The sequence below is a fragment of the Stenotrophomonas sp. YJH_SMC_8 genome (genome assembly GCF_059371315.1).
This window is the reverse complement of record NZ_JCAFUL010000001.1, coordinates 419,656-436,949: the sequence shown is the minus strand read 5'-3', so window position 1 is coordinate 436,949 and position 17,294 is coordinate 419,656. Positions and strand designations below refer to the sequence as shown.

The following is a 17,294-nucleotide window of genomic DNA, read 5'->3' as shown; positions in this document are numbered from 1 at the left end:
TTTGAATCACTCGTCAGGCAGGGCAAACCGGGCAAGGTGGCTTTGGTCGCGGTGATGCGCAAAATGCTGGTGATCCTCAACGCCCGCAAACGGGATGCGGAGGCCCAGATGGCCTCCGCCTGACAAGACAGTTGCTACAGATCCGCAGCCGAGCATGGGCTCGGCTCTACAAAAGCTGGAATCCGTTCAGGTTCTGCCAGAGGGCATAAGGAGGGGCTATCAGCCCTCTTCACGCGTTCAGGACGATTTTCCTTGTCACACAGGCAGTTGCAGGATGGGAGGGGCAAGGTTCAGTGCCTGCTCACGACCTTTTGATAGACTCCATCTATCAAATAGATGCAATCAATGGATTGTTCTTATCGCCAGTGAGTCGGTAACCTAGCTCCTGTCGATTCACCCACTCCCCTTCACCAGAGGAAAAATGATGTCCCTCATCAACACCCAGATCCAGCCGTTCGAAGCCAACGCTTACCACAATGGCGAGTTCATCAAGGTTTCCGACAACAGCCTGAAGGGCCAGTGGTCCGTCCTGATCTTCATGCCGGCCGCCTTCACCTTCAACTGCCCGACCGAGATCGAAGACGCGGCTGACCATTACGCCGAGTTCAAGAAGGCTGGCGCCGAGGTCTACATCGTCACCACCGACACCCACTTCTCGCACAAGGTGTGGCACGAAACCTCGCCGGCCGTCGGCAAGGCCCAGTTCCCGCTGGTCGGCGACCCGACCCACCAGCTGACCCGCGCCTTCGGCGTGCACATTGAAGAAGAAGGCCTGGCCCTGCGCGGCACCTTCATCATCAACCCGGAAGGCGTGATCAAGACCCTGGAGATCCACTCCAACGAGATCGCCCGTGACGTCGCCGAGACCCTGCGCAAGCTGAAGGCTGCCCAGTTCACCGCCGCCAACCCGAACCAGGTGTGCCCGGCCAAGTGGAAGGAAGGCGAGAAGACCCTGACCCCGTCGCTGGACCTGGTCGGCAAGATCTAAGGCAGTACCGGCCTGCCGTGGCCCCACGCCACGGCGCGCCCTTCATCCCCGTGCCGGTCCCCCCGCCGGCGTGGGGGTGAACCCAAGACAGCCAACGCGCGCCAGCCTTGGCCAGCCAGCCCCTTCCACGGTCGCTGTCTTGGGTTCACCCCTACCCCCTGCTGGTCCGCTACCTTCTACAGCGGTGCCACGCCCCCTGTTTGCCTGAAGCCAGGAGATGACCCGATGTTGGACGCCAACCTGCAGTCGCAGCTGAAGACCTATCTGGAGCGCGTGACCCGCCCGATCCAGATCACCGCGCACGCCGACGACGGCGCCAAGTCGCAGGAAATGCTGGAACTGCTGCAGACCCTGGAAAGCCTGTCGGACAAGATCTCGCTGCAGGTGCTGCGCGATGGTCAGGGCCGCGTGCCCTCGTTCGATCTGGGCACGCCGGGCCAGGATATCCACCTGACCTTCGCCGGCCTGCCGATGGGCCACGAGTTCACCTCGCTGGTGCTGGCCCTGCTGCAGGTGGGCGGCCACCCGTCCAAGGCCACCGCCGAGCTGATCGAGCAGGTGCAGAACCTGGAAGGCGACTACAGGTTTGAAACCTATTTCTCGCTGTCCTGCCAGAACTGCCCGGACGTGGTGCAGGCCCTGAACCTGGCCGCGGTACTCAACCCGCGCATCCAGCACGTGGCCATCGACGGTGCCCTGTTCCAGGACGAAGTCGAGAAGCGCGAGATCATGTCGGTGCCGACCGTGTACCTCAACGGTGAAGTGTTCGACCAGGGCCGCATGACCCTCGAGCAGATCGTGGCCAAGCTGGACACCAATGCCAGCAAGCGCGATGCCGAGAAGATCGCCGCCAAGGACGCCTTCGACGTGCTGGTGGTGGGCGGTGGCCCGGCCGGCGCTGCAGCGGCGATCTACGCCGCACGCAAGGGCATCCGTACCGGCATCGCCGCCGAGCGTTTCGGTGGCCAGGTGCTGGACACCATGGCGATCGAGAACTTCATCTCGGTGAAGGAGACCGAGGGCCCGAAGCTGGCCACGGCGCTGGAACAGCACGTGCGCGAGTACGAAGTGGACATCATGAACCTGCAGCGCGCCAGTGCGCTGGTGCCGGCCGGCGAAGACGGCCTGGTGCAGGTGCAGCTGGAGAACGGCGCGGTGCTGAAGTCGCGTTCGGTGATCCTGTCCACCGGCGCGCGCTGGCGGCAGATGAACGTGCCGGGCGAGGACCAGTACCGCAACAAGGGCGTGGCGTACTGCCCGCACTGCGACGGCCCGCTGTTCAAGGGCAAGCGCGTGGCGGTGATCGGCGGCGGCAACTCCGGCGTGGAAGCGGCCATCGACCTGGCCGGCATCGTGTCGCATGTGACCCTGCTGGAGTTCGATTCCAGCCTGCGCGCCGATGAAGTGCTGCAGAAGAAGCTGCGCAGCCTCGGCAATGTCACCGTGCTGACCAGCGCGCAGACCACCGAGGTACTGGGCGATGGCAGCCGCGTTACCGGCCTGGTCTACAAGGACCGCGTCGGCGGCGACGCCCACCGCGTCGAGCTGGAGGGCATCTTCGTGCAGATCGGCCTGCTGCCGAACACCGAATGGCTGAAGGACACCGTGGCGCTGTCGCCGCGTGGCGAGATCGTCATCGACGACCGTGGCCAGACCAACCTGCCGGGTGTGTTCGCCGCCGGCGATTGCACGACAGTACCCTACAAGCAGATCATCATTGCCATGGGCGCCGGCTCGACCGCCGCACTGAGCGCGTTCGACCACCTGATCCGCTCGTCTGTGAGCAACAGCAGCGGTGCCGTTGCTGAAGCTGCCTGATCCACCGTTCCCAGATCACCGGGAACATTGTCTGCCTGTCGGGTAACCACGCCGTCAGCCGGTCCGTTACCCCTGGGGTGTAAGGATGAACCTACGTGATCTGAAGTACCTGGTAGCCCTGGCCGACCACAAGCATTTCGGCCGGGCTGCTGCCTCCTGCTTCGTCAGCCAGCCCACGCTGTCGACGCAGATCCGCAAGCTGGAAGAAGAACTGGGCCTGCCGCTGGTGGAACGCGCACCGCGCAAGGTGATGCTGACCCCGGCCGGGCAGGAAGCGGCGGCACGGGCGCGGGTGATCGTGTCCGAAGTGGAACAACTGAAGGAAGCGGCGCGACGCAGCCGCGACCCGGAAGCCGGTACGGTGCGCCTGGGGATCTTCCCGACCCTCGGCCCGTACCTGCTGCCGCATGTGATCCCGCGCATCCGCGAGCGCTTCCCGGAGCTGGAACTGCTGCTGGTCGAGGAAAAGAGCGACGTGCTGCTGGACCGGCTGCGCGAGGGCAAGCTGGACGCCGCGCTGCTGGCACTGCCGGTGATCGACGACCAGCTGCACGCCGAGTTCCTGTTCGAGGAACCGTTCCTGCTGGCCGTGTCCGGGCGCCACCCGCTGGCTCGCCGCGAACACCTGGATGTGCAGGAACTGGCCACGCAGAAGCTGCTGCTGCTGGAAGACGGTCACTGCCTGCGCGACCAGGCGCTGGAAGTGTGCCGCCTGTTCGGCGCCAACGAGAAGTCCGAGTTCCGCGCCACCAGCCTGGAGACGCTGCGGCAGATGGTGGCCGCCGACGTCGGCATCACCCTGCTGCCCAGCCTGTCGGTGCAGCCGCCGGTGCCGCGCTCGAACAACATCCGCCTGCTCGACTTCACCGGCGAGGGCCGTCCCAGCCGCCGCATCGCCATGATCTGGCGCCGCAGCTCGGCCATGAACGACTTCCTGATGGAGCTGGCCGACCAGTTCAAGCGCCTGCCGGAGGCGCTGTTCACCCTTGATGCGGTGAATGCCGCCGACGAAGCGGCCGCTCTGCCCGGCCCCGCGCTGAACGGCTGATCCCCCGCAGCATCGGCCCGGAATCGGCAGGAGTCGATTCCGGCCGCATTTGTCCCCACAATACAGACAGGCGGCGCCAGCAGGTGCCGCCTTTTGCATGGCTTTCAACCAAGGAGCTTCACCATGAACACCGCCAGCGGCCTGCCGCCGTCGATCACCGTTTCCACCTTCGACATGGACCGCCTGGACGCCATGCTCGAATCCCCTGCGCTGAGCCAGACGCCTGCCGCGCTCGCGCTTGCTGAAGAGCTCAACCGGGCCACCGTGCTGGCACCGGACCAGATTCCCGAAGGCATCGTCATGATGCATTCGCGCGTGGAGTGCGAAGATGAAGTGTCGGGCGAGAAGCACGTCCTGACCCTGGTCTTCCCCCGCGAAGCCAACGTCGACGAAGGCAAGGTTTCCGTGCTGGCCCCGGTCGGCAGTGCCCTGCTCGGCCTGGCCATCGGCCAGAGCATCGACTGGAATGCGCCCGGCGGCCGCAAGCTGCGCCTGCGCGTGACCGCGGTCCACAACGACCGCCCCTGATTACCGCTGCGCACCGCGCGCGATTCGATCCCCCTGCACCAGGAGCCGTAATGAGTACCCCGTCCAAACTGTCCCAGCTGCGCGAACTGTCCGTGGTCGTTGCCGATACCGGTGACTACGACGCCATCAAGCGCCTGCAGCCGGTGGACTGCACCACCAACCCGACCCTGGTGAAGAAGGCGCTGGACCTGCCGGTCTACGCAGAGCTGATCGAACGCGAACTGGCCTGGGGCCGGCAGCAGACGGGCGACCGCGAAGCCGTGGTGCACGCCGTGGCCGACCGCCTGACCATCGGCGTCGGCGCGCTGCTGAGCACGCTGGTGCCGGGCCGCGTGTCCACCGAAGTGGATGCCGACCAGGCCCACGACACCGCCGCCACCGTGGCCAAGGCCCGCCAGTTCATCCAGATGTACGCCGATGCCGGCGTGCCGCGCGAGAAGATCCTGATCAAGATCGCCGCGACCTGGGAAGGCGTGGAGGCGGCGCGCATCCTGCAGGCCGAAGGCATCGACTGCAACCTGACCCTGATCTTCAACCCGACCCAGGCGCTGGCCTGCAGCGAAGCCGGCGCGTTCCTGATCTCGCCGTTCGTCGGCCGCATTCTCGATTGGTACGTGGCCAACGGCCAGACCCCGGCCACCATCGACGAAGACCCGGGCGTGAAGTTCGTGCGTGGCGTGTATGCCGAGTTCAAGCGCCGCGGTTCGCCGACCGTGGTGATGGGCGCCTCGTTCCGTTCGACCGCGCAGATTGAAGCGCTGGCCGGTTGCGATCGCCTGACGATTTCGCCGGACCTGCTGGAGAAGCTGGACGCCGACCACGGCGAGCTGCCGCGCAAGCTGGTGGCCGGTGCCGCCGACGGCGTGGCGGTGCCCCCGATCGACGCGGCGACGTTCGCCGCCGACCTGGCCGCCGATCCGATGGCCACCGAGAAGCTGGCGACGGGTATCGATGCGTTTGCCAAGGATCTGCAGGCGCTGCGCGAGCGGATTCGTTCGGAACTGTGATTCCGGCCAACGGCTGAGCCCCTCGTGGCGGGGGGCTGGGTCGCGAAATGCGGGTCATGCGTTTGGCAGGGTGGGTAGGCCGTGCAGGGGACGCTGCAAGTACGTCCATGTAAGCTCGGTCGCCGCATCCATGCGGCTCACGCCCCTGCACAGCCTACCCACCCTGCCTTCGACAGTTTCCTGTGGCCGCCCGCCACGGAAGAAAGAAAGAAGAGCAACAGCGGGTCGCACGCTTCGCTTGCTCGCAGCCGAGCATGGCTCGGCTCTACAAGGGCACAGCAGGACCAAAGAAAAAGGACGCGGCGAAAGCCGCGTCCTTTTTCTTTTCCATCAGTTCGTCAGTAACCCAATGCAGTTTCCCACCGTCACCGGGAAACTGTCGAAGGTGGGACGGGGGCGGCTGGCAGGACCGTTGGCGCCATGGATGGCGCCATCGAGCCCCCAGGGGTGAGGGCGCTTTGCTTGCGAAGCACTGCTTCGCAAGCGCCCGAACGCCCAGCCGCCAGCGGCTGGGCCGGACCGCGGAGCGGGGTTTACGGCGTGTCCTGCCAGCCGCCCCCGTCCCGCCAAACCATCAGCAACCCAGAGCCGCTTTGGATGTTGATGTTGATGTTGCCCGCCGCAGGCGGACCTCCGCGCGTCAGCGCGGCGCCTCCACATCCAGCCCGATCGGGCAGCTCACGCCGGTGCCGCCGATGCCGCAGTAGCCGTTCGGGTTCTTCGCCAGGTACTGCTGGTGGTAATCCTCGGCGTAGTAATACTCAGGCGCCGGATACACGATCTCGGTGGTGATCGGGCCGTAACCGGCGGCGTCCAGCTGCGCCTGGTAGGCCTCGCGGCTGGCCAGCGCTGCCGCGTACTGCGCCTCGTCGGTGGCGTGGATCGCCGAGCGGTACTGGGTGCCGGTGTCGTTGCCCTGGCGCATGCCCTGGGTCGGATCATGGCTCTCCCAGAACAGCTGCAGCAGCCGCTCCAGGCTCACCACCGCCGGATCGAACACCACCTGCACCACTTCGGTGTGGCCGGTCAGGCCCGAGCAGACCTCTTCATAGGTCGGGTTCGGGGTGATGCCGCCGGCATAGCCGACCGAGGTGCTGTACACGCCCGGCTCGGTCCAGAACTTGCGCTCGGCGCCCCAGAAGCAGCCCAGCGCGAAACGGATCTGCTGCAGGCCGGCGAAGCGGTCCTTCAGCGGATGGCTGTTCACGAAGTGCTGGTTGCTGTGCAGCGGCAACGGCTGCTCGCGTCCCGGCAGCGCCTCTTCCGCGCGCGGCAAACGCTGCTTGAAGGCCCCGATGCCGAGGATGCCCTGGCCAATTCCCAACATGATGCGCTCCTACGCCGGCAGGCCGGCAATGTCGTCGGCATCTGAAATGGGGTCGGACGGGGCTTGGCCCAAGTCCAGCGCGGCGACGATGTCCTCGGCCTGCGGGCGTGCCGCATCCGGGATGCCGACCCGCAGCACGCCAAACAGCGGCAGCTCGCCCATGCCGCCCAGCAGCGACTCGCCGAACACGAAGGCCGGGATGCCGGCATCTTCCAGCGCGTGCTTGACCAGGTGGGCGTCGAACAGGTTGTCGGCCTTGTACACAATGTGCATGCGGCGGCTCCGTGGGACAGGGGTCCAGCATACGCCCGCCCCGTCCCGGCAGCGCCGGGCCATGCCCGGCGGGTTGCCGCCGCGCTCGCCGGATGCGGCCCGGCGCTACCGACCCGGACCGGGCAGCCCTGCCCGGTACGCGCTAGACTGTTGGTCTTTCTGCCCTTTTTCGCCCCAGACTCATGTCCGAGCACACCCCCGCCAGCCCCGAGACCCCCGCCGACAGCCACGAGAAGCGCGATTTCATCCGCCAGATCGTGCGCGAGGACCTGGCCAGCGGAAAGCACCAGGCGATCAAGACCCGCTTCCCGCCCGAGCCGAACGGCTACCTGCACATCGGCCATGCCAAGTCGATCTGCCTGAACTTCGGCATCGCCGGTGAGTTCAGCGGCGTCTGCAACCTGCGTTTCGACGACACCAACCCGGCCAAGGAAGACCCGGAATACGTGGCCGCGATCCAGGACGACGTGCGCTGGCTGGGCTTCGAATGGAACGAGCTGCGCCACGCCTCGGACTACTTCCAGACCTATTACCTGGCCGCCGAGAAGCTGATCGAACAGGGCAAGGCCTATGTCTGCGACCTGTCGGCCGAGGAAGTGCGCGCCTACCGCGGCACCCTGACCGAACCGGGCCGTCCGTCGCCGTGGCGCGACCGCAGCGTCGAGGAAAACCTCGACCTGTTCCGCCGCATGCGCGCCGGTGAATTCCCGGATGGCGCGCGCACCCTGCGCGCCAAGATCGACATGGCCAGCGGCAACATCAACCTGCGCGATCCGGCGCTGTACCGCATCAAGCACGTCGAGCACCAGAACACCGGCAACGCGTGGCCGATCTACCCGATGTACGACTTCGCCCACGCCCTGGGTGATTCGATCGAGGGCATCACCCACTCGCTGTGCACGCTGGAATTCGAAGACCACCGCCCGCTGTACGACTGGTGCGTGGACAACGTCGATTTCGCCCATGACGATGCGCTGACCCAGCCGCTGGTCGATGCCGGCCTGCCGCGCGAAGCAGCCAAGCCGCGCCAGATCGAGTTCTCCCGCCTGAACATCAACTACACGGTGATGAGCAAGCGCAAGCTGATGGCGCTGGTCACCGAACAGCTGGTGGACGGCTGGGAAGACCCGCGCATGCCGACCCTGCAGGGCCTGCGCCGCCGTGGCTACACCCCGGCCGCGATGCGCCTGTTCGCCGAGCGCGTGGGCATCAGCAAGCAGAATTCGCTGATCGATTTCAGCGTGCTGGAAGGCGCGCTGCGCGAAGACCTGGATAGCGCCGCACCGCGCCGCATGGCGGTGGTCGATCCGGTCAAGCTGGTGCTGACCAACCTGCCGGAAGGCCACGAAGAGCAGCTGACCTTCAGCAACCACCCGAAGGACGAGAGCTTCGGTACCCGCGAAGTGCCGTTCGCGCGCGAGGTGTGGATCGACCGCGAGGACTTCGCCGAAGTGCCGCCGAAGGGCTGGAAGCGCCTGGTCCCGGGCGGCGAAGTGCGCCTGCGCGGCGCCGGCATCATCCGCTGCGACGAAGTGATCAAGGATGCCGACGGCACCATCACCGAGCTGCGCGGCTGGCTGGATCCGGAATCGCGTCCGGGCATGGAAGGCGCCAACCGCAAGGTCAAGGGCACCATCCATTGGGTCAGCGCCGTGCACGGCGTGCCGGCCGAGATCCGCCTGTACGACCGCCTGTTCTCGGTGCCGAACCCGGACGACGAATCGGAAGGCAAGACCTACCGCGATTACCTCAACCCGGAATCGCGCCGCACCGTCACCGGCTATGTCGAGCCGGCCGCGGCGAGCGCCGCGCCGGAGCAGTCGTTCCAGTTCGAACGTACCGGCTACTTCGTTGCCGACCGCCGCGACCACACCGAGGCCAAGCCGGTGTTCAACCGCAGCGTGACCCTGCGCGACACCTGGTCGGCCTGAGGACCTGCGCGGGCGCCAACACGGCGCCCGCGCGCCCCCGACGATGATCACCGCCCTGTCCGCCCTGCTCTGGTTCATCTCGCAGCATCCGCTGCTGACGTTCTTTGCAGCGATGGTGCTGGCCGGGCTGGTCTCGTGGTGGCGACGTTCACCGGTCTACGCCATCGTGGTGTTCCCGCTGGCGATGCTCAACATCTTCCTCGGCAGCTTCCTCAACGCCACCTTCCTCAATGCGGTGGGCGAGCGTGGTGAAGCGGTGATCGTCAAGGCCGAGGAAACCAATTCCACACTCAACGAACAGTACATCTGGCGTTACGAAGCGGTGTTGCGCACCGCCGAGGGCCGCGACGTGGAAGTGGTGTTCCACACCAACACCGCCTCGCTGTGGCCGCTGGAGAACACGATCCGCATTCCGGCGCGGGACCAGCCGTTCGTGGTGAAGTACACCCCGGGCTTCCCGCGCAACTTCGTCATCCTCACCAATGAATCGCCGCACGGCATCGCGCAGGCCCGTGTCAGCGCACGCGAGCGCGTGGAGGTGGCGGCACGCAAGCTGCATTTCAGCCCGGGCAATGCCGACTTCCGTGCGGACTATCGCCGCGAGCTGGACACCTGGCTGCGTGATCATGGCAACGATCCGCAGCAGCAGTCCGACGCGCAGCGCTATCGTGCCGAGCGCGACGCACTCGACCATTGACACCCGGCCCAGCCTGGATGTCCCACCCGATCCATCCACAGGCCTGACATGACCACCACCTCCACCGCGCTCCTCCCGCTGCTGCAGCAGGTCCTGCAGGACGCCGGCATCACCAGCCGCGTCGACGGCGGCGCACTGCTGCTGGACAGCGGGCTGCGCCTGACCCCTCACGCAATGGCCGCGCACGCACGCGACAACGGCGGCTGGCAGACGTCCACGGTCATCGAGGCACAGCACCCCATCCTGTTCGCTGATGGCCTGTTCGAGTACCAGCACGCCAACGGTGCCGACGAACGGGCCTCGCTGCAGTCCGGCTTCCAGACCTGGGTGCGGGTGGACCTGGCAACGCTGCAGACTGCAGTGGGCGCCGACGACGCACAGGGCCTGCCGATGATGGGCCTGACCTACCCGACCGGCGACGACGGCGAGGAACACGAGCGCACCGTGGTGCTGGGGCCGTTGGCGCACTACCGTGCACAGGAAGTGGATGCCTCCACCTGCAGCGAGGACGATCATGGCTCCTGCCCCTGCTGCCTTTTCACCCGCAGCATGGAGGCCTTCGACGACCTGCTGAAGGCACGTCAGTTCCTGGCCATCCGCCTGTTCGCCTCGCGCGATGCCGATGGCCTGTGCGAGGCCGATTGCCGGGTCAATGGCCACGACTTCGCCCCTGCCCTGCCATTGCTGCGCGCGTATGCCGCCAGTTGGCCGCAGGCGGGGTTGGAGTTCCGCAAGCAGTACGTGGTGATCCGCACCGGCTCGCCGGGCTGACCCGCGCCCACACCTGATACAGGCCGGGGCAGCTACACTGCGCGCCGGTTTCCCAAGCAACCGCACTTTTTCCCATCCCACACGAGGCACCCCCGCGATGCTGTACGCGCAAGTCCACCTGACCCTTCCCGCCTGGATCCACGACCAGATCGACCTGGATCGTCGATATCCGGGCGATGAGGCCAAGGTCGCGCTGGCGATCGAGCTGTCGCGGCTGAACGTCGAGCACGCCAGTGGCGGCCCGTTCGGTGCCGTGGTGTTCGGCCCGGATGACAAGGTCATCGCCGCCGGCGTGAACCGGGTGATGCCGCACGCGACCTCGCTGGCACACGCCGAGAACATGGCCTACATGCTGGCCCAGCAGCGCCTGCAGACCCCGCGCCTGAACGCGGTGCTGTCGCCGGTCACCCTGGCCACCAGCTCGCAGCCGTGCTGCCAGTGCTACGGCGCCACCGTGTGGGCCGGCATCGACCGCCTGCTGATCGGCGCCAACTCGGCCGACGTCGAGGAACTGACCCCGTTCGACGAAGGCCCGCTGCCGGCCGACTGGGTGGGCGAACTCAACAAGCGCGGCATCGAAGTGGTGCAGGGCCTGAACCGCGACGCCGCACGCAGCGTGCTGCGCGCCTATGGGGAAAGCGATGGCGCCCGTTACTGAGGCCGGCATCGGCCTGCTGTGCCTGTGCCGGCAGGGCTTCGAGCCCGAGCTGGCCGGCGAACTGCAGTTCCGCGCCGGCGAAGCCGGTTTCGCCGGCTACGCGCGCACCCAACGCAATGATGGCTACGTGCTGTTCATGTGCGACGAAGCCGCCGCGCTGGCGCCCCGCCTGCGCTGGCGCGAGCTGATCTTCGCGCGGCAGAAGCTGCTGGTACTGGCCGAGCTGCCGCAGCTGGACCCGGCCGACCGCATCACCCCGATGCTGGAGGTGCTGGCCGATGCGCCGCGCTTCGGTGACCTGTGGGTGGAACACCCGGACTCGGACGCCGGCAAGCCGCTGTCCGGCCTGGCCCGCGCCTTCGGCAACGCGCTGCGCCCGGCGCTGCGCAAGGCCGGCAAGCTGACCGACAAGCCGAACAATCGCCTGCCGCGCCTGCACGTGGTGTTCGTCGACGGCACCCACGCCTTCGTCTGCGTGGCCGACCCGGCCGACAGCGCGCCGTGGGCCTTGGGCATTCCGCGCCTGAAGCTGCTGCCCGAAGCGCCCTCGCGTTCGGCGCTGAAGCTGGACGAAGCACTGCTGACCCTGCTGACGCCGGAAGAACGCGAGACGCTGGCCAGGCCCGGCATGCGTGCGGCCGACCTTGGCGCCGCCCCCGGCGGCTGGACCTGGGTGCTGACCCGCCAGCACATGCACGTGCTGAGCATCGACAACGGCCCGCTGCGCCAGCACGTGCTGGACACCGGACTGGTCGAGCACCTGCGCGCCGATGGTTTCCACTGGCATCCCGAGCAACCGCTGGACTGGATGGTCTGCGACATGGTCGAGCAGCCGCGCCGCGTGGCCGAGCGCATGGCCACCTGGTTCCGCGAAGGCTGGTGCCGGCACGCGATCTTCAACCTGAAGCTGCCGATGAAGAAGCGCTGGGACGAGACCCGGCTGTGCCTGGACCTGTTCCAGGACCAGGCCGGCAAGCCGCTGGTGGTACGCGCCAAGCAGCTGTACCACGACCGTGAGGAGATCACGGTACTGGCCTCGCCGCTACGCTGAGGCCACCGCGCCCGCCGGGCATGGCCCGGCGCTACCGAGGAAGGGAACCATGCGCTACCACTCGCTCACCCTGCTGACCACCTTGCTGGCTGCCGCGCCGACCATGGCCCAGCAACTGCCGCATACCCCGGCGCAGAGCCAGCCGCTGGGCCCCACCGGCGGCGCGATCCGCCAACAGCCGCTGGATGCGGGCCGGGTCAGCGGCAGCGTGGAGATTGCACAGCCGGCCGGCGAGGCACAGGTGACGGTGCGTTCGCTGGAGCCCAGCAGCGTGGTAGGCCAGTACCGCATCCACTTCGCTGCGCTGGATGTGAACGGCGATGGTTTCATCAGCCGCGAGGAAGCACAGGCGAATCCGGCGCTGGCCGATGAGTTCAATTCGCTGGACCGCAGGCACCGCGGCAAGCTGGACCGTGCCGACCTGGCCGGTTGGCTGGTTGATTGATTCACCGCGGCGAGGTTCATCCACGCATGGCGTGGATCTACTGAACCAATCCAGAGCCCGCTTTCGGTAGGTGCCAACCTTGGTTGGCACCTACAAAAGCGGCGTCCCGTGGTTGGTAACACGCCAGCGATGCCCGCAGCGTCGTGCGGGTTGCGTTCCGGCTATACGCCCGCGGCGCGTTTCCAGAACGCCTGCACCAGCGGTGGCCATTTGCCCACGCAGCCCAGCGCGCGGCCACGGGCCAGGGTCAGGTGCATTTCGTCGTTGGAGAACAGGCGGTTGATCGCGTCGAAGCTGTAGGCGGCGATGTGGTTGTCGCTGCGGCGTTCGCGCGCCCAGCGCTGCAGGCGCTGCGGCGACAGGCGCGGCTGGCCGCGGCGTTCTGCCGACGGCGCCAGCCACTGCTGCAGAGCGGCCACATCGCGCAGGCCCAGGTTCACGCCCTGCCCGGCCAGCGGGTGCACCACATGCGCTGCATCTCCCAATGCCAGCACACGGCCGGCTACGTAGTGGCGGGCCAGCTGGCGGCGCAACGGGAACGCCGCGCGCGGCGAGGCCAGGCGCAGTTCGCCCAGCCGCGCAGCGAAGGCGCGGGTCAATTCCCGGTTGAACGCATCCTCGTCCAGCGCCAGCACGCGCGCAGCCTCGTCCTGCGGCAGGGTCCAGACGATCGAGCTGCGGCGCTCGGCCACCGGCAGCAACGCCAACGGCCCGGTCGGCAGGAAGCGCTGCCAGGCCGTGGCCTGGTTCGGCAGTTCACTGTCGACATAGGCCACCACGCCACGCTGGTGGTAGTCATGCTTTTCAACCTCGATCCCGGCCAGCTGGCGCAGGGTCGATTCGGCACCGTCGGCGGCCACCGCCAACGACGCTTCGAGGCGACGACCGTCGTCCAGGCGCAGGCGCACGCCGTCCTCGTCCTGCTCCAGCGCTTCCACCCGTGCCGGGCAATGCAGCTGCACGCCCGCCGCGGGCAGCGCCGCCCACAGGCGGTCCTGCAGCAATCCGTTCTCGACGATGTAGCCCAGCTCACGACGACCGAAGCGATCGGCGTCGAACAGCAGATCCTCGCCACCGGCCGCGTCCCACACCTGCATGCGCCGGTAAGGCCAGGCGCGGGCCTGCGCGATCGCCGGCCACACGCCCAGGCGGTTCAACAGCTGCACGTTGTCGGCGGCAAAGGCGAATACCCGCAGGTCCGGCTGCGCAGCCTGCCACGGCGCCGGTTCGCGGCCCTCCACCAGCGCGACCGACAGCCCGGCGTCGGCCAGCGCCAGCGCGCACGCGGCACCGACCACGCCACCGCCGACGATGGCCACATCCAGTCGGGCGCGGCGGCTCATGCGGCTTCTCCGCGGCACAACCGCGGCACTTCGCCACGGAAGCCCATCGCGCCACCGACCAGCATCGACTGTACCGAAGCACGTTGTGCGGCCACCAGGCCGAGGCTACGCAGCGGCCGCATCAGCGGTGCCGGGTTGCTGGTCAGTCGCGCCAAGCCTCCGGAGAACGCCACGGTCTGCCGGCGGTCCTCCTCACGGCGCGCGACATAGGCCTGCAACAGCGCATCGCTGCCGGCATCATCGAAGGAATCTTCCAGCAGCTCGGCCAGGGTCAGCGCATCGCGCAGGCCCAGGTTGAAGCCCTGTGCACCCAGCGGGTGGATGGTCTGCGCGGCATTGCCGAGCAGCACCGTGCGTTCACCGGCCAGCGCGCGCGACAGCACCTGGATGAGCGGATAAGCACTGCGTGGGCCGGATTCGAGCAGACGGCCGGCACGCCAGCCGATCGCGTCCTGCAGGCGGTGCAGCCAGGCCGCGTCGTCCAGCGCCATCACGGCATCGGCCTGGTCGCGTGCCACGCCATGCACGGTGCCGAAGTGGCGGTCACCCCGCGGCAGCAGCGCGGTCGGTCCGGTATCGGTGAAGCGCTCCCAGGCCGTGCCGTCCGGCGCGCGCTGGCTGCGCACGCGGGCCACGAACAGGGTCTGCTGGAAATCATGGCGGTCGACCTCGATGCCCAGTGCACCACGCACGCCACTGGTCGTGCCATCGGCACCCACCACCAGCCGTGCCAGCAGCACGCGCTCGCCGGCCTCGTCGGCCACCCGCACCTGGCGGTAGCCGTCGACCACTTCACCCAGGCCCAGGAACCGCATCGGCCGGTAACGGTGCAGCCGTGGCAGCTCCTGCAGGCGCGCTTCCAGCGCCTGGCCGAAGTCGCGGGCGACCACCACCTGGCCGAACCACGGCCGGTCGTAATCGGCCGCTTCAAGCTGCACACGGCCGAAATCGCCGGCGCGGCTGACATGGATGCGCCGGATGGGACCCGGCGCCATCGCCAGTTTCTGCATAACCCCCAGCGCGGTCAGCGCGTTGACGGTGGCTGCGGCGAAACTGAGGTTGCGCTGGTCGAACACCGCCGGCAGCTCGCCGGCCGGGCTGGCCTCGAGCAGGCCCACGTCGCGGCCGAGGCGGTCCAGGGCAATGGCCAGGCTGGCGCCGACCAGGCCACCGCCGACAATCAGCACGTCATGTCGTTCACTCATGCGTTCATGATACGCGCTCGCCCCGTCTGTACGCCGAACGGCCGGTCCTGCGCCAACCCGCGCGGCGGGCTAGAATGAAACCTGAATCCGCTCCGGGCCCGCCACCATGTCCGACACTGCCAACCGCGCCTTCGTCCTGTCCGTGCTCGTTCTGGTGCTGGCAGCGACCCGGGTCAACCACTTCGCGGCGATCCCCGATGCCTCGTGGGCGGTGTTCTTCATCGGCGGCTTCTACCTGGCGCGCTGGACGCGCTGGGCGTTCCCGCTGCTGATGGTGTTCGCGGTGCTGGTCGACTGGATCGTGATCCGCAGCAGCGGCCTGGACTTCTGGCAGCACTACTGCGTGTCGCCGGGCTACTGGCTGCTGCTGCCGGCGTATTTCTCGCTGTGGGCCGGCGGCATGCTGCTGGGCCGCAACTACCAGACCGCGCGCTGGCCGGTGCTGGCCAAGGGCGCGCTGCTGCTGGTGGCCTCGGTGGCGGTCTGCCACCTGCTGGCGCAGGGCGGTTTCTACTGGAGCAGCCGCAACGTGGCCGAGCCGACCCTGGCCGGCTGGGCGCAGAACTACGCGCAGTGGTTCGGCCCCTACCTCCGCACCACCGCCATCTACGTGGCGCTGGCCGCCGCGCTGCAGCTGGCCGTGGAGCAGGTGCTGAAGCTCCAGCAGGCCCGCCGCGACATCCGGCACTGAGCCACGCCATGGGTCATCGCCTCTCGCGCATCTACACCCGCACCGGCGACGACGGCAGTACCGGCCTCGGTGACGGCCAGCGCGTCGCCAAGGATGACGCCCGGGTGGCGTCCTACGGCACCGTCGACGAAGCCAACGCCGCGCTCGGCCTGCTGCTGGCGGCACCGTTGCCGGAGGACGTGCGCGCACTGGTCGTGCACCTGCAGCACCAGCTGTTCGATCTGGGTGCCGAGCTGTGCATCCCCGGCCACGCCGCGATCCACGCCGCCGATGTCTCGGCACTGGAGCAGCAGCTGGACCACTACAACGCCGGCCTGCCGATGCTGAAGGAGTTCATCCTGCCGGCCGGGGGCGAGGCGGCTGCGCGCTGCCATCTGGCGCGCACCATTGTCCGCCGCGCCGAGCGCGAGACGGTCACCCTGGCCCGCCACGAAGCCGTGCGCAGCGAGGCGCTGCAGTACCTCAACCGGCTGTCGGACCTGCTGTTCGTGCTGGCCCGGGTGCTGGCCCGTGCCGACGGCCAGGGCGAGGCGCTGTGGCAACCGCAGCAGCGCCAGCGCTGAGTCGGCACGATGCTGGTCTACACCCATCCGTCCTGCATGCTGCACGATCCCGGCCCCGGCCACCCGGAGTGCCCGCAACGCCTGCAGCACGTACTCGATGCGCTGCATGCGGCCTTCCCAGGCCAGCTCGAATGGCGCGAGGCGCCGCCGGCCAAGTTCGGTGAGCTGACCCGGGTCCACGACAGCGCCCTGCTGGACTTCGTGCTGCAGCCGCAGACCGTGCCGCTGCGCCAGCTGGACATGGACACCTGGACCTCACCCGGCTCGGCCAGCGCTGCCGTGCACGCCGCCGGTGCGGGCGTGGCCGCAGTCGATGCGGTGATGCTGGGCGACGACCCGCTGGCCTTCTGCGCGGTGCGTCCGCCCGGCCACCACGCCACCAGCAGCACGGCGATGGGCTTCTGCCTTCTCAACAACATCGCCATCGCCGCCGCCTATGCCCGCGACCGTCATGGCCTGGAGCGGATCGCGGTGGTCGATTTCGACGTGCACCACGGCAACGGCACCCAGGATATCTTCCAGCACGATGCCCGGGTCTCGTACTACAGCACGCACCAGGCCGGGCTGTTCCCCAATTCCGGCCTGCGCCGTGACCGCGGCGCAGGCAACCTGATGAACATCCTGCTGCCCCCCGGCAGCGGGGGCTTCCGCTTCCGCAACGTATGGGCCGACGAGATGCTGCCGGCCATCGACGACTTCCGCCCGCAGCTGTTGCTGATCTCGGCCGGCTTCGACGCCCACCTGCGCGACCCGCAGGCCGACCTGATGCTGGAGACCGAGGATTTCGCCTGGATCACCGGTGAACTGCACGCGCTGGCACGCCGCCACGGGGCCGGCCGGGTGGTCTCGATGCTGGAGGGCGGCTATGACCTGCAGGCACTGGCCGAGTGCAGTGTGGCCCATGTCCAGGCCCTGATCTCAGCGGCTGGTGGCAACGCTGCCGGATGAAC

The 17,294-nt window shown here is 68.0% G+C and carries 18 protein-coding genes and 1 pseudogene; 15 read left to right on the top strand and 4 right to left on the bottom strand.

Features of this window, described 5'->3' with window-relative positions; all coding sequences use genetic code 11:
- The 6 genes and pseudogenes from AC5P88_RS01940 to AC5P88_RS01915 all read left to right on the top strand — a co-directional run.
- A pseudogene (locus AC5P88_RS01940) lies at nt 1–123 on the top strand (IS110 family transposase); the annotation flags it as partial.
- Between the two features lie 301 nt (nt 124–424).
- The gene (gene ahpC / locus AC5P88_RS01935) at nt 425–988 is read left to right on the top strand and encodes an alkyl hydroperoxide reductase subunit C (protein WP_014036055.1); all 564 of its coding nucleotides are present in this window, start codon (nt 425–427) and stop codon (nt 986–988) included.
- A 225-nt stretch (nt 989–1,213) separates the two neighbouring features.
- Complete coding sequence (gene ahpF, locus AC5P88_RS01930; RefSeq protein ID WP_106550869.1) at nt 1,214–2,806, top strand: alkyl hydroperoxide reductase subunit F; 1,593 nt, start codon at nt 1,214–1,216, stop codon at nt 2,804–2,806.
- A gap of 85 nt (nt 2,807–2,891) precedes the next feature.
- Complete coding sequence (locus tag AC5P88_RS01925; protein ID WP_111202519.1) at nt 2,892–3,854, top strand: LysR substrate-binding domain-containing protein; 963 nt, start codon at nt 2,892–2,894, stop codon at nt 3,852–3,854.
- 123 nt (nt 3,855–3,977) lie between these two features.
- A complete protein-coding gene (rnk, locus tag AC5P88_RS01920; RefSeq protein WP_014036052.1) occupies nt 3,978–4,382 on the top strand; it encodes a nucleoside diphosphate kinase regulator in 405 nt (134 codons plus the stop codon).
- A 50-nt stretch (nt 4,383–4,432) separates the two neighbouring features.
- On the top strand, nt 4,433–5,389 hold the full coding sequence (locus AC5P88_RS01915; protein WP_495224147.1) for a transaldolase: 957 nt from the start codon (nt 4,433–4,435) through the stop codon (nt 5,387–5,389).
- A gap of 640 nt (nt 5,390–6,029) precedes the next feature.
- On the opposite strand, the gene msrA is transcribed toward AC5P88_RS01915, so the two are convergent.
- A complete protein-coding gene (gene msrA, locus AC5P88_RS01910; RefSeq protein ID WP_046987839.1) occupies nt 6,030–6,695 on the bottom strand; it encodes a peptide-methionine (S)-S-oxide reductase MsrA in 666 nt (221 codons plus the stop codon).
- 30 nt (nt 6,696–6,725) lie between these two features.
- Nucleotides 6,726–6,989: a putative signal transducing protein gene (locus AC5P88_RS01905; protein WP_106550103.1), complete on the bottom strand. Its 264-nt coding sequence runs from the start codon at nt 6,987–6,989 to the stop codon at nt 6,726–6,728.
- 182 nt (nt 6,990–7,171) lie between these two features.
- On the opposite strand from AC5P88_RS01905, the gene AC5P88_RS01900 reads away from it, so the two are divergent.
- From AC5P88_RS01900 to AC5P88_RS01875, 6 genes are all read left to right on the top strand, one after another.
- On the top strand, nt 7,172–8,920 hold the full coding sequence (locus tag AC5P88_RS01900) for a glutamine--tRNA ligase/YqeY domain fusion protein (RefSeq protein ID WP_495224145.1): 1,749 nt from the start codon (nt 7,172–7,174) through the stop codon (nt 8,918–8,920).
- 43 nt (nt 8,921–8,963) lie between these two features.
- Complete coding sequence (locus AC5P88_RS01895) at nt 8,964–9,617, top strand: hypothetical protein (RefSeq protein WP_495224144.1); 654 nt, start codon at nt 8,964–8,966, stop codon at nt 9,615–9,617.
- Between the two features lie 48 nt (nt 9,618–9,665).
- Entirely contained in the window at nt 9,666–10,388 is a 723-nt protein-coding gene (locus AC5P88_RS01890; protein WP_495224142.1) for a DUF6348 family protein, read from the top strand.
- Between the two features lie 97 nt (nt 10,389–10,485).
- A complete protein-coding gene (locus tag AC5P88_RS01885) occupies nt 10,486–11,046 on the top strand; it encodes a nucleoside deaminase (protein WP_004154307.1) in 561 nt (186 codons plus the stop codon).
- Nucleotides 11,030–12,097: a 23S rRNA (cytidine(2498)-2'-O)-methyltransferase RlmM gene (rlmM, locus tag AC5P88_RS01880; RefSeq protein WP_495224141.1), complete on the top strand. Its 1,068-nt coding sequence runs from the start codon at nt 11,030–11,032 to the stop codon at nt 12,095–12,097. Before AC5P88_RS01885 ends, rlmM begins: the two co-directional genes overlap by 17 nt.
- 49 nt (nt 12,098–12,146) lie before the next feature.
- Entirely contained in the window at nt 12,147–12,542 is a 396-nt protein-coding gene (locus AC5P88_RS01875; RefSeq protein WP_495224139.1) for an EF-hand domain-containing protein, read from the top strand.
- 161 nt (nt 12,543–12,703) lie between these two features.
- Here AC5P88_RS01875 and AC5P88_RS01870 read toward each other — a convergent pair whose 3' ends face one another.
- Nucleotides 12,704–13,885, bottom strand: a complete 1,182-nt coding sequence (locus AC5P88_RS01870; RefSeq protein WP_495224137.1) for a UbiH/UbiF family hydroxylase — start codon at nt 13,883–13,885, stop codon at nt 12,704–12,706.
- Nucleotides 13,882–15,090 carry a 2-octaprenyl-6-methoxyphenyl hydroxylase gene (ubiH, locus tag AC5P88_RS01865; protein ID WP_495224136.1) on the bottom strand — a complete coding sequence of 403 codons (1,209 nt, stop codon included), beginning with the start codon at nt 15,088–15,090 and terminating at the stop codon, nt 13,882–13,884. The genes AC5P88_RS01870 and ubiH overlap by 4 nt, the downstream gene beginning before the upstream one ends.
- 106 nt (nt 15,091–15,196) lie before the next feature.
- On the opposite strand from ubiH, the gene AC5P88_RS01860 reads away from it, so the two are divergent.
- Genes AC5P88_RS01860 through AC5P88_RS01850 form a run of 3 tightly spaced genes read left to right on the top strand, consistent with a single transcriptional unit; the run spans nt 15,197 to nt 17,292 of the window.
- Nucleotides 15,197–15,781, top strand: a complete 585-nt coding sequence (locus AC5P88_RS01860; RefSeq protein WP_049428818.1) for a hypothetical protein — start codon at nt 15,197–15,199, stop codon at nt 15,779–15,781.
- Between the two features lie 8 nt (nt 15,782–15,789).
- Nucleotides 15,790–16,344: a cob(I)yrinic acid a,c-diamide adenosyltransferase gene (locus AC5P88_RS01855; RefSeq protein ID WP_049428822.1), complete on the top strand. Its 555-nt coding sequence runs from the start codon at nt 15,790–15,792 to the stop codon at nt 16,342–16,344.
- Nucleotides 16,345–16,353: 9 nt separating this feature from the next.
- Nucleotides 16,354–17,292, top strand: a complete 939-nt coding sequence (locus AC5P88_RS01850) for a histone deacetylase family protein (protein WP_111202420.1) — start codon at nt 16,354–16,356, stop codon at nt 17,290–17,292.
- Nucleotides 17,293–17,294 lie beyond the last annotated feature (2 nt).

Excerpts from the sequence above, each read along its gene's own strand:
- AC5P88_RS01915 (WP_495224147.1), top strand. The coding sequence starts at position 4,433 with ATGAGTACCCCGTCCAAACTGTCCCAGCTGCGCGAACTGTCCGTGGTC.
- AC5P88_RS01860 (WP_049428818.1), top strand. The coding sequence starts at position 15,197 with ATGTCCGACACTGCCAACCGCGCCTTCGTCCTGTCCGTGCTCGTTCTG.
- AC5P88_RS01870 (WP_495224137.1), bottom strand. The coding sequence starts at position 13,885 with ATGAGCCGCCGCGCCCGACTGGATGTGGCCATCGTCGGCGGTGGCGTG.
- ubiH (WP_495224136.1), bottom strand. The coding sequence starts at position 15,090 with ATGAGTGAACGACATGACGTGCTGATTGTCGGCGGTGGCCTGGTCGGC.
- AC5P88_RS01850 (WP_111202420.1), top strand. The coding sequence starts at position 16,354 with ATGCTGGTCTACACCCATCCGTCCTGCATGCTGCACGATCCCGGCCCC.
- rnk (WP_014036052.1), top strand. The coding sequence starts at position 3,978 with ATGAACACCGCCAGCGGCCTGCCGCCGTCGATCACCGTTTCCACCTTC.
- AC5P88_RS01925 (WP_111202519.1), top strand. The coding sequence starts at position 2,892 with ATGAACCTACGTGATCTGAAGTACCTGGTAGCCCTGGCCGACCACAAG.
- AC5P88_RS01855 (WP_049428822.1), top strand. The coding sequence starts at position 15,790 with ATGGGTCATCGCCTCTCGCGCATCTACACCCGCACCGGCGACGACGGC.
- ahpC (WP_014036055.1), top strand. The coding sequence starts at position 425 with ATGTCCCTCATCAACACCCAGATCCAGCCGTTCGAAGCCAACGCTTAC.
- AC5P88_RS01875 (WP_495224139.1), top strand. The coding sequence starts at position 12,147 with ATGCGCTACCACTCGCTCACCCTGCTGACCACCTTGCTGGCTGCCGCG.
- AC5P88_RS01905 (WP_106550103.1), bottom strand. The coding sequence starts at position 6,989 with ATGCACATTGTGTACAAGGCCGACAACCTGTTCGACGCCCACCTGGTC.
- AC5P88_RS01900 (WP_495224145.1), top strand. The coding sequence starts at position 7,172 with ATGTCCGAGCACACCCCCGCCAGCCCCGAGACCCCCGCCGACAGCCAC.
- AC5P88_RS01885 (WP_004154307.1), top strand. The coding sequence starts at position 10,486 with ATGCTGTACGCGCAAGTCCACCTGACCCTTCCCGCCTGGATCCACGAC.
- ahpF (WP_106550869.1), top strand. The coding sequence starts at position 1,214 with ATGTTGGACGCCAACCTGCAGTCGCAGCTGAAGACCTATCTGGAGCGC.
- AC5P88_RS01890 (WP_495224142.1), top strand. The coding sequence starts at position 9,666 with ATGACCACCACCTCCACCGCGCTCCTCCCGCTGCTGCAGCAGGTCCTG.
- AC5P88_RS01895 (WP_495224144.1), top strand. The coding sequence starts at position 8,964 with ATGATCACCGCCCTGTCCGCCCTGCTCTGGTTCATCTCGCAGCATCCG.
- rlmM (WP_495224141.1), top strand. The coding sequence starts at position 11,030 with ATGGCGCCCGTTACTGAGGCCGGCATCGGCCTGCTGTGCCTGTGCCGG.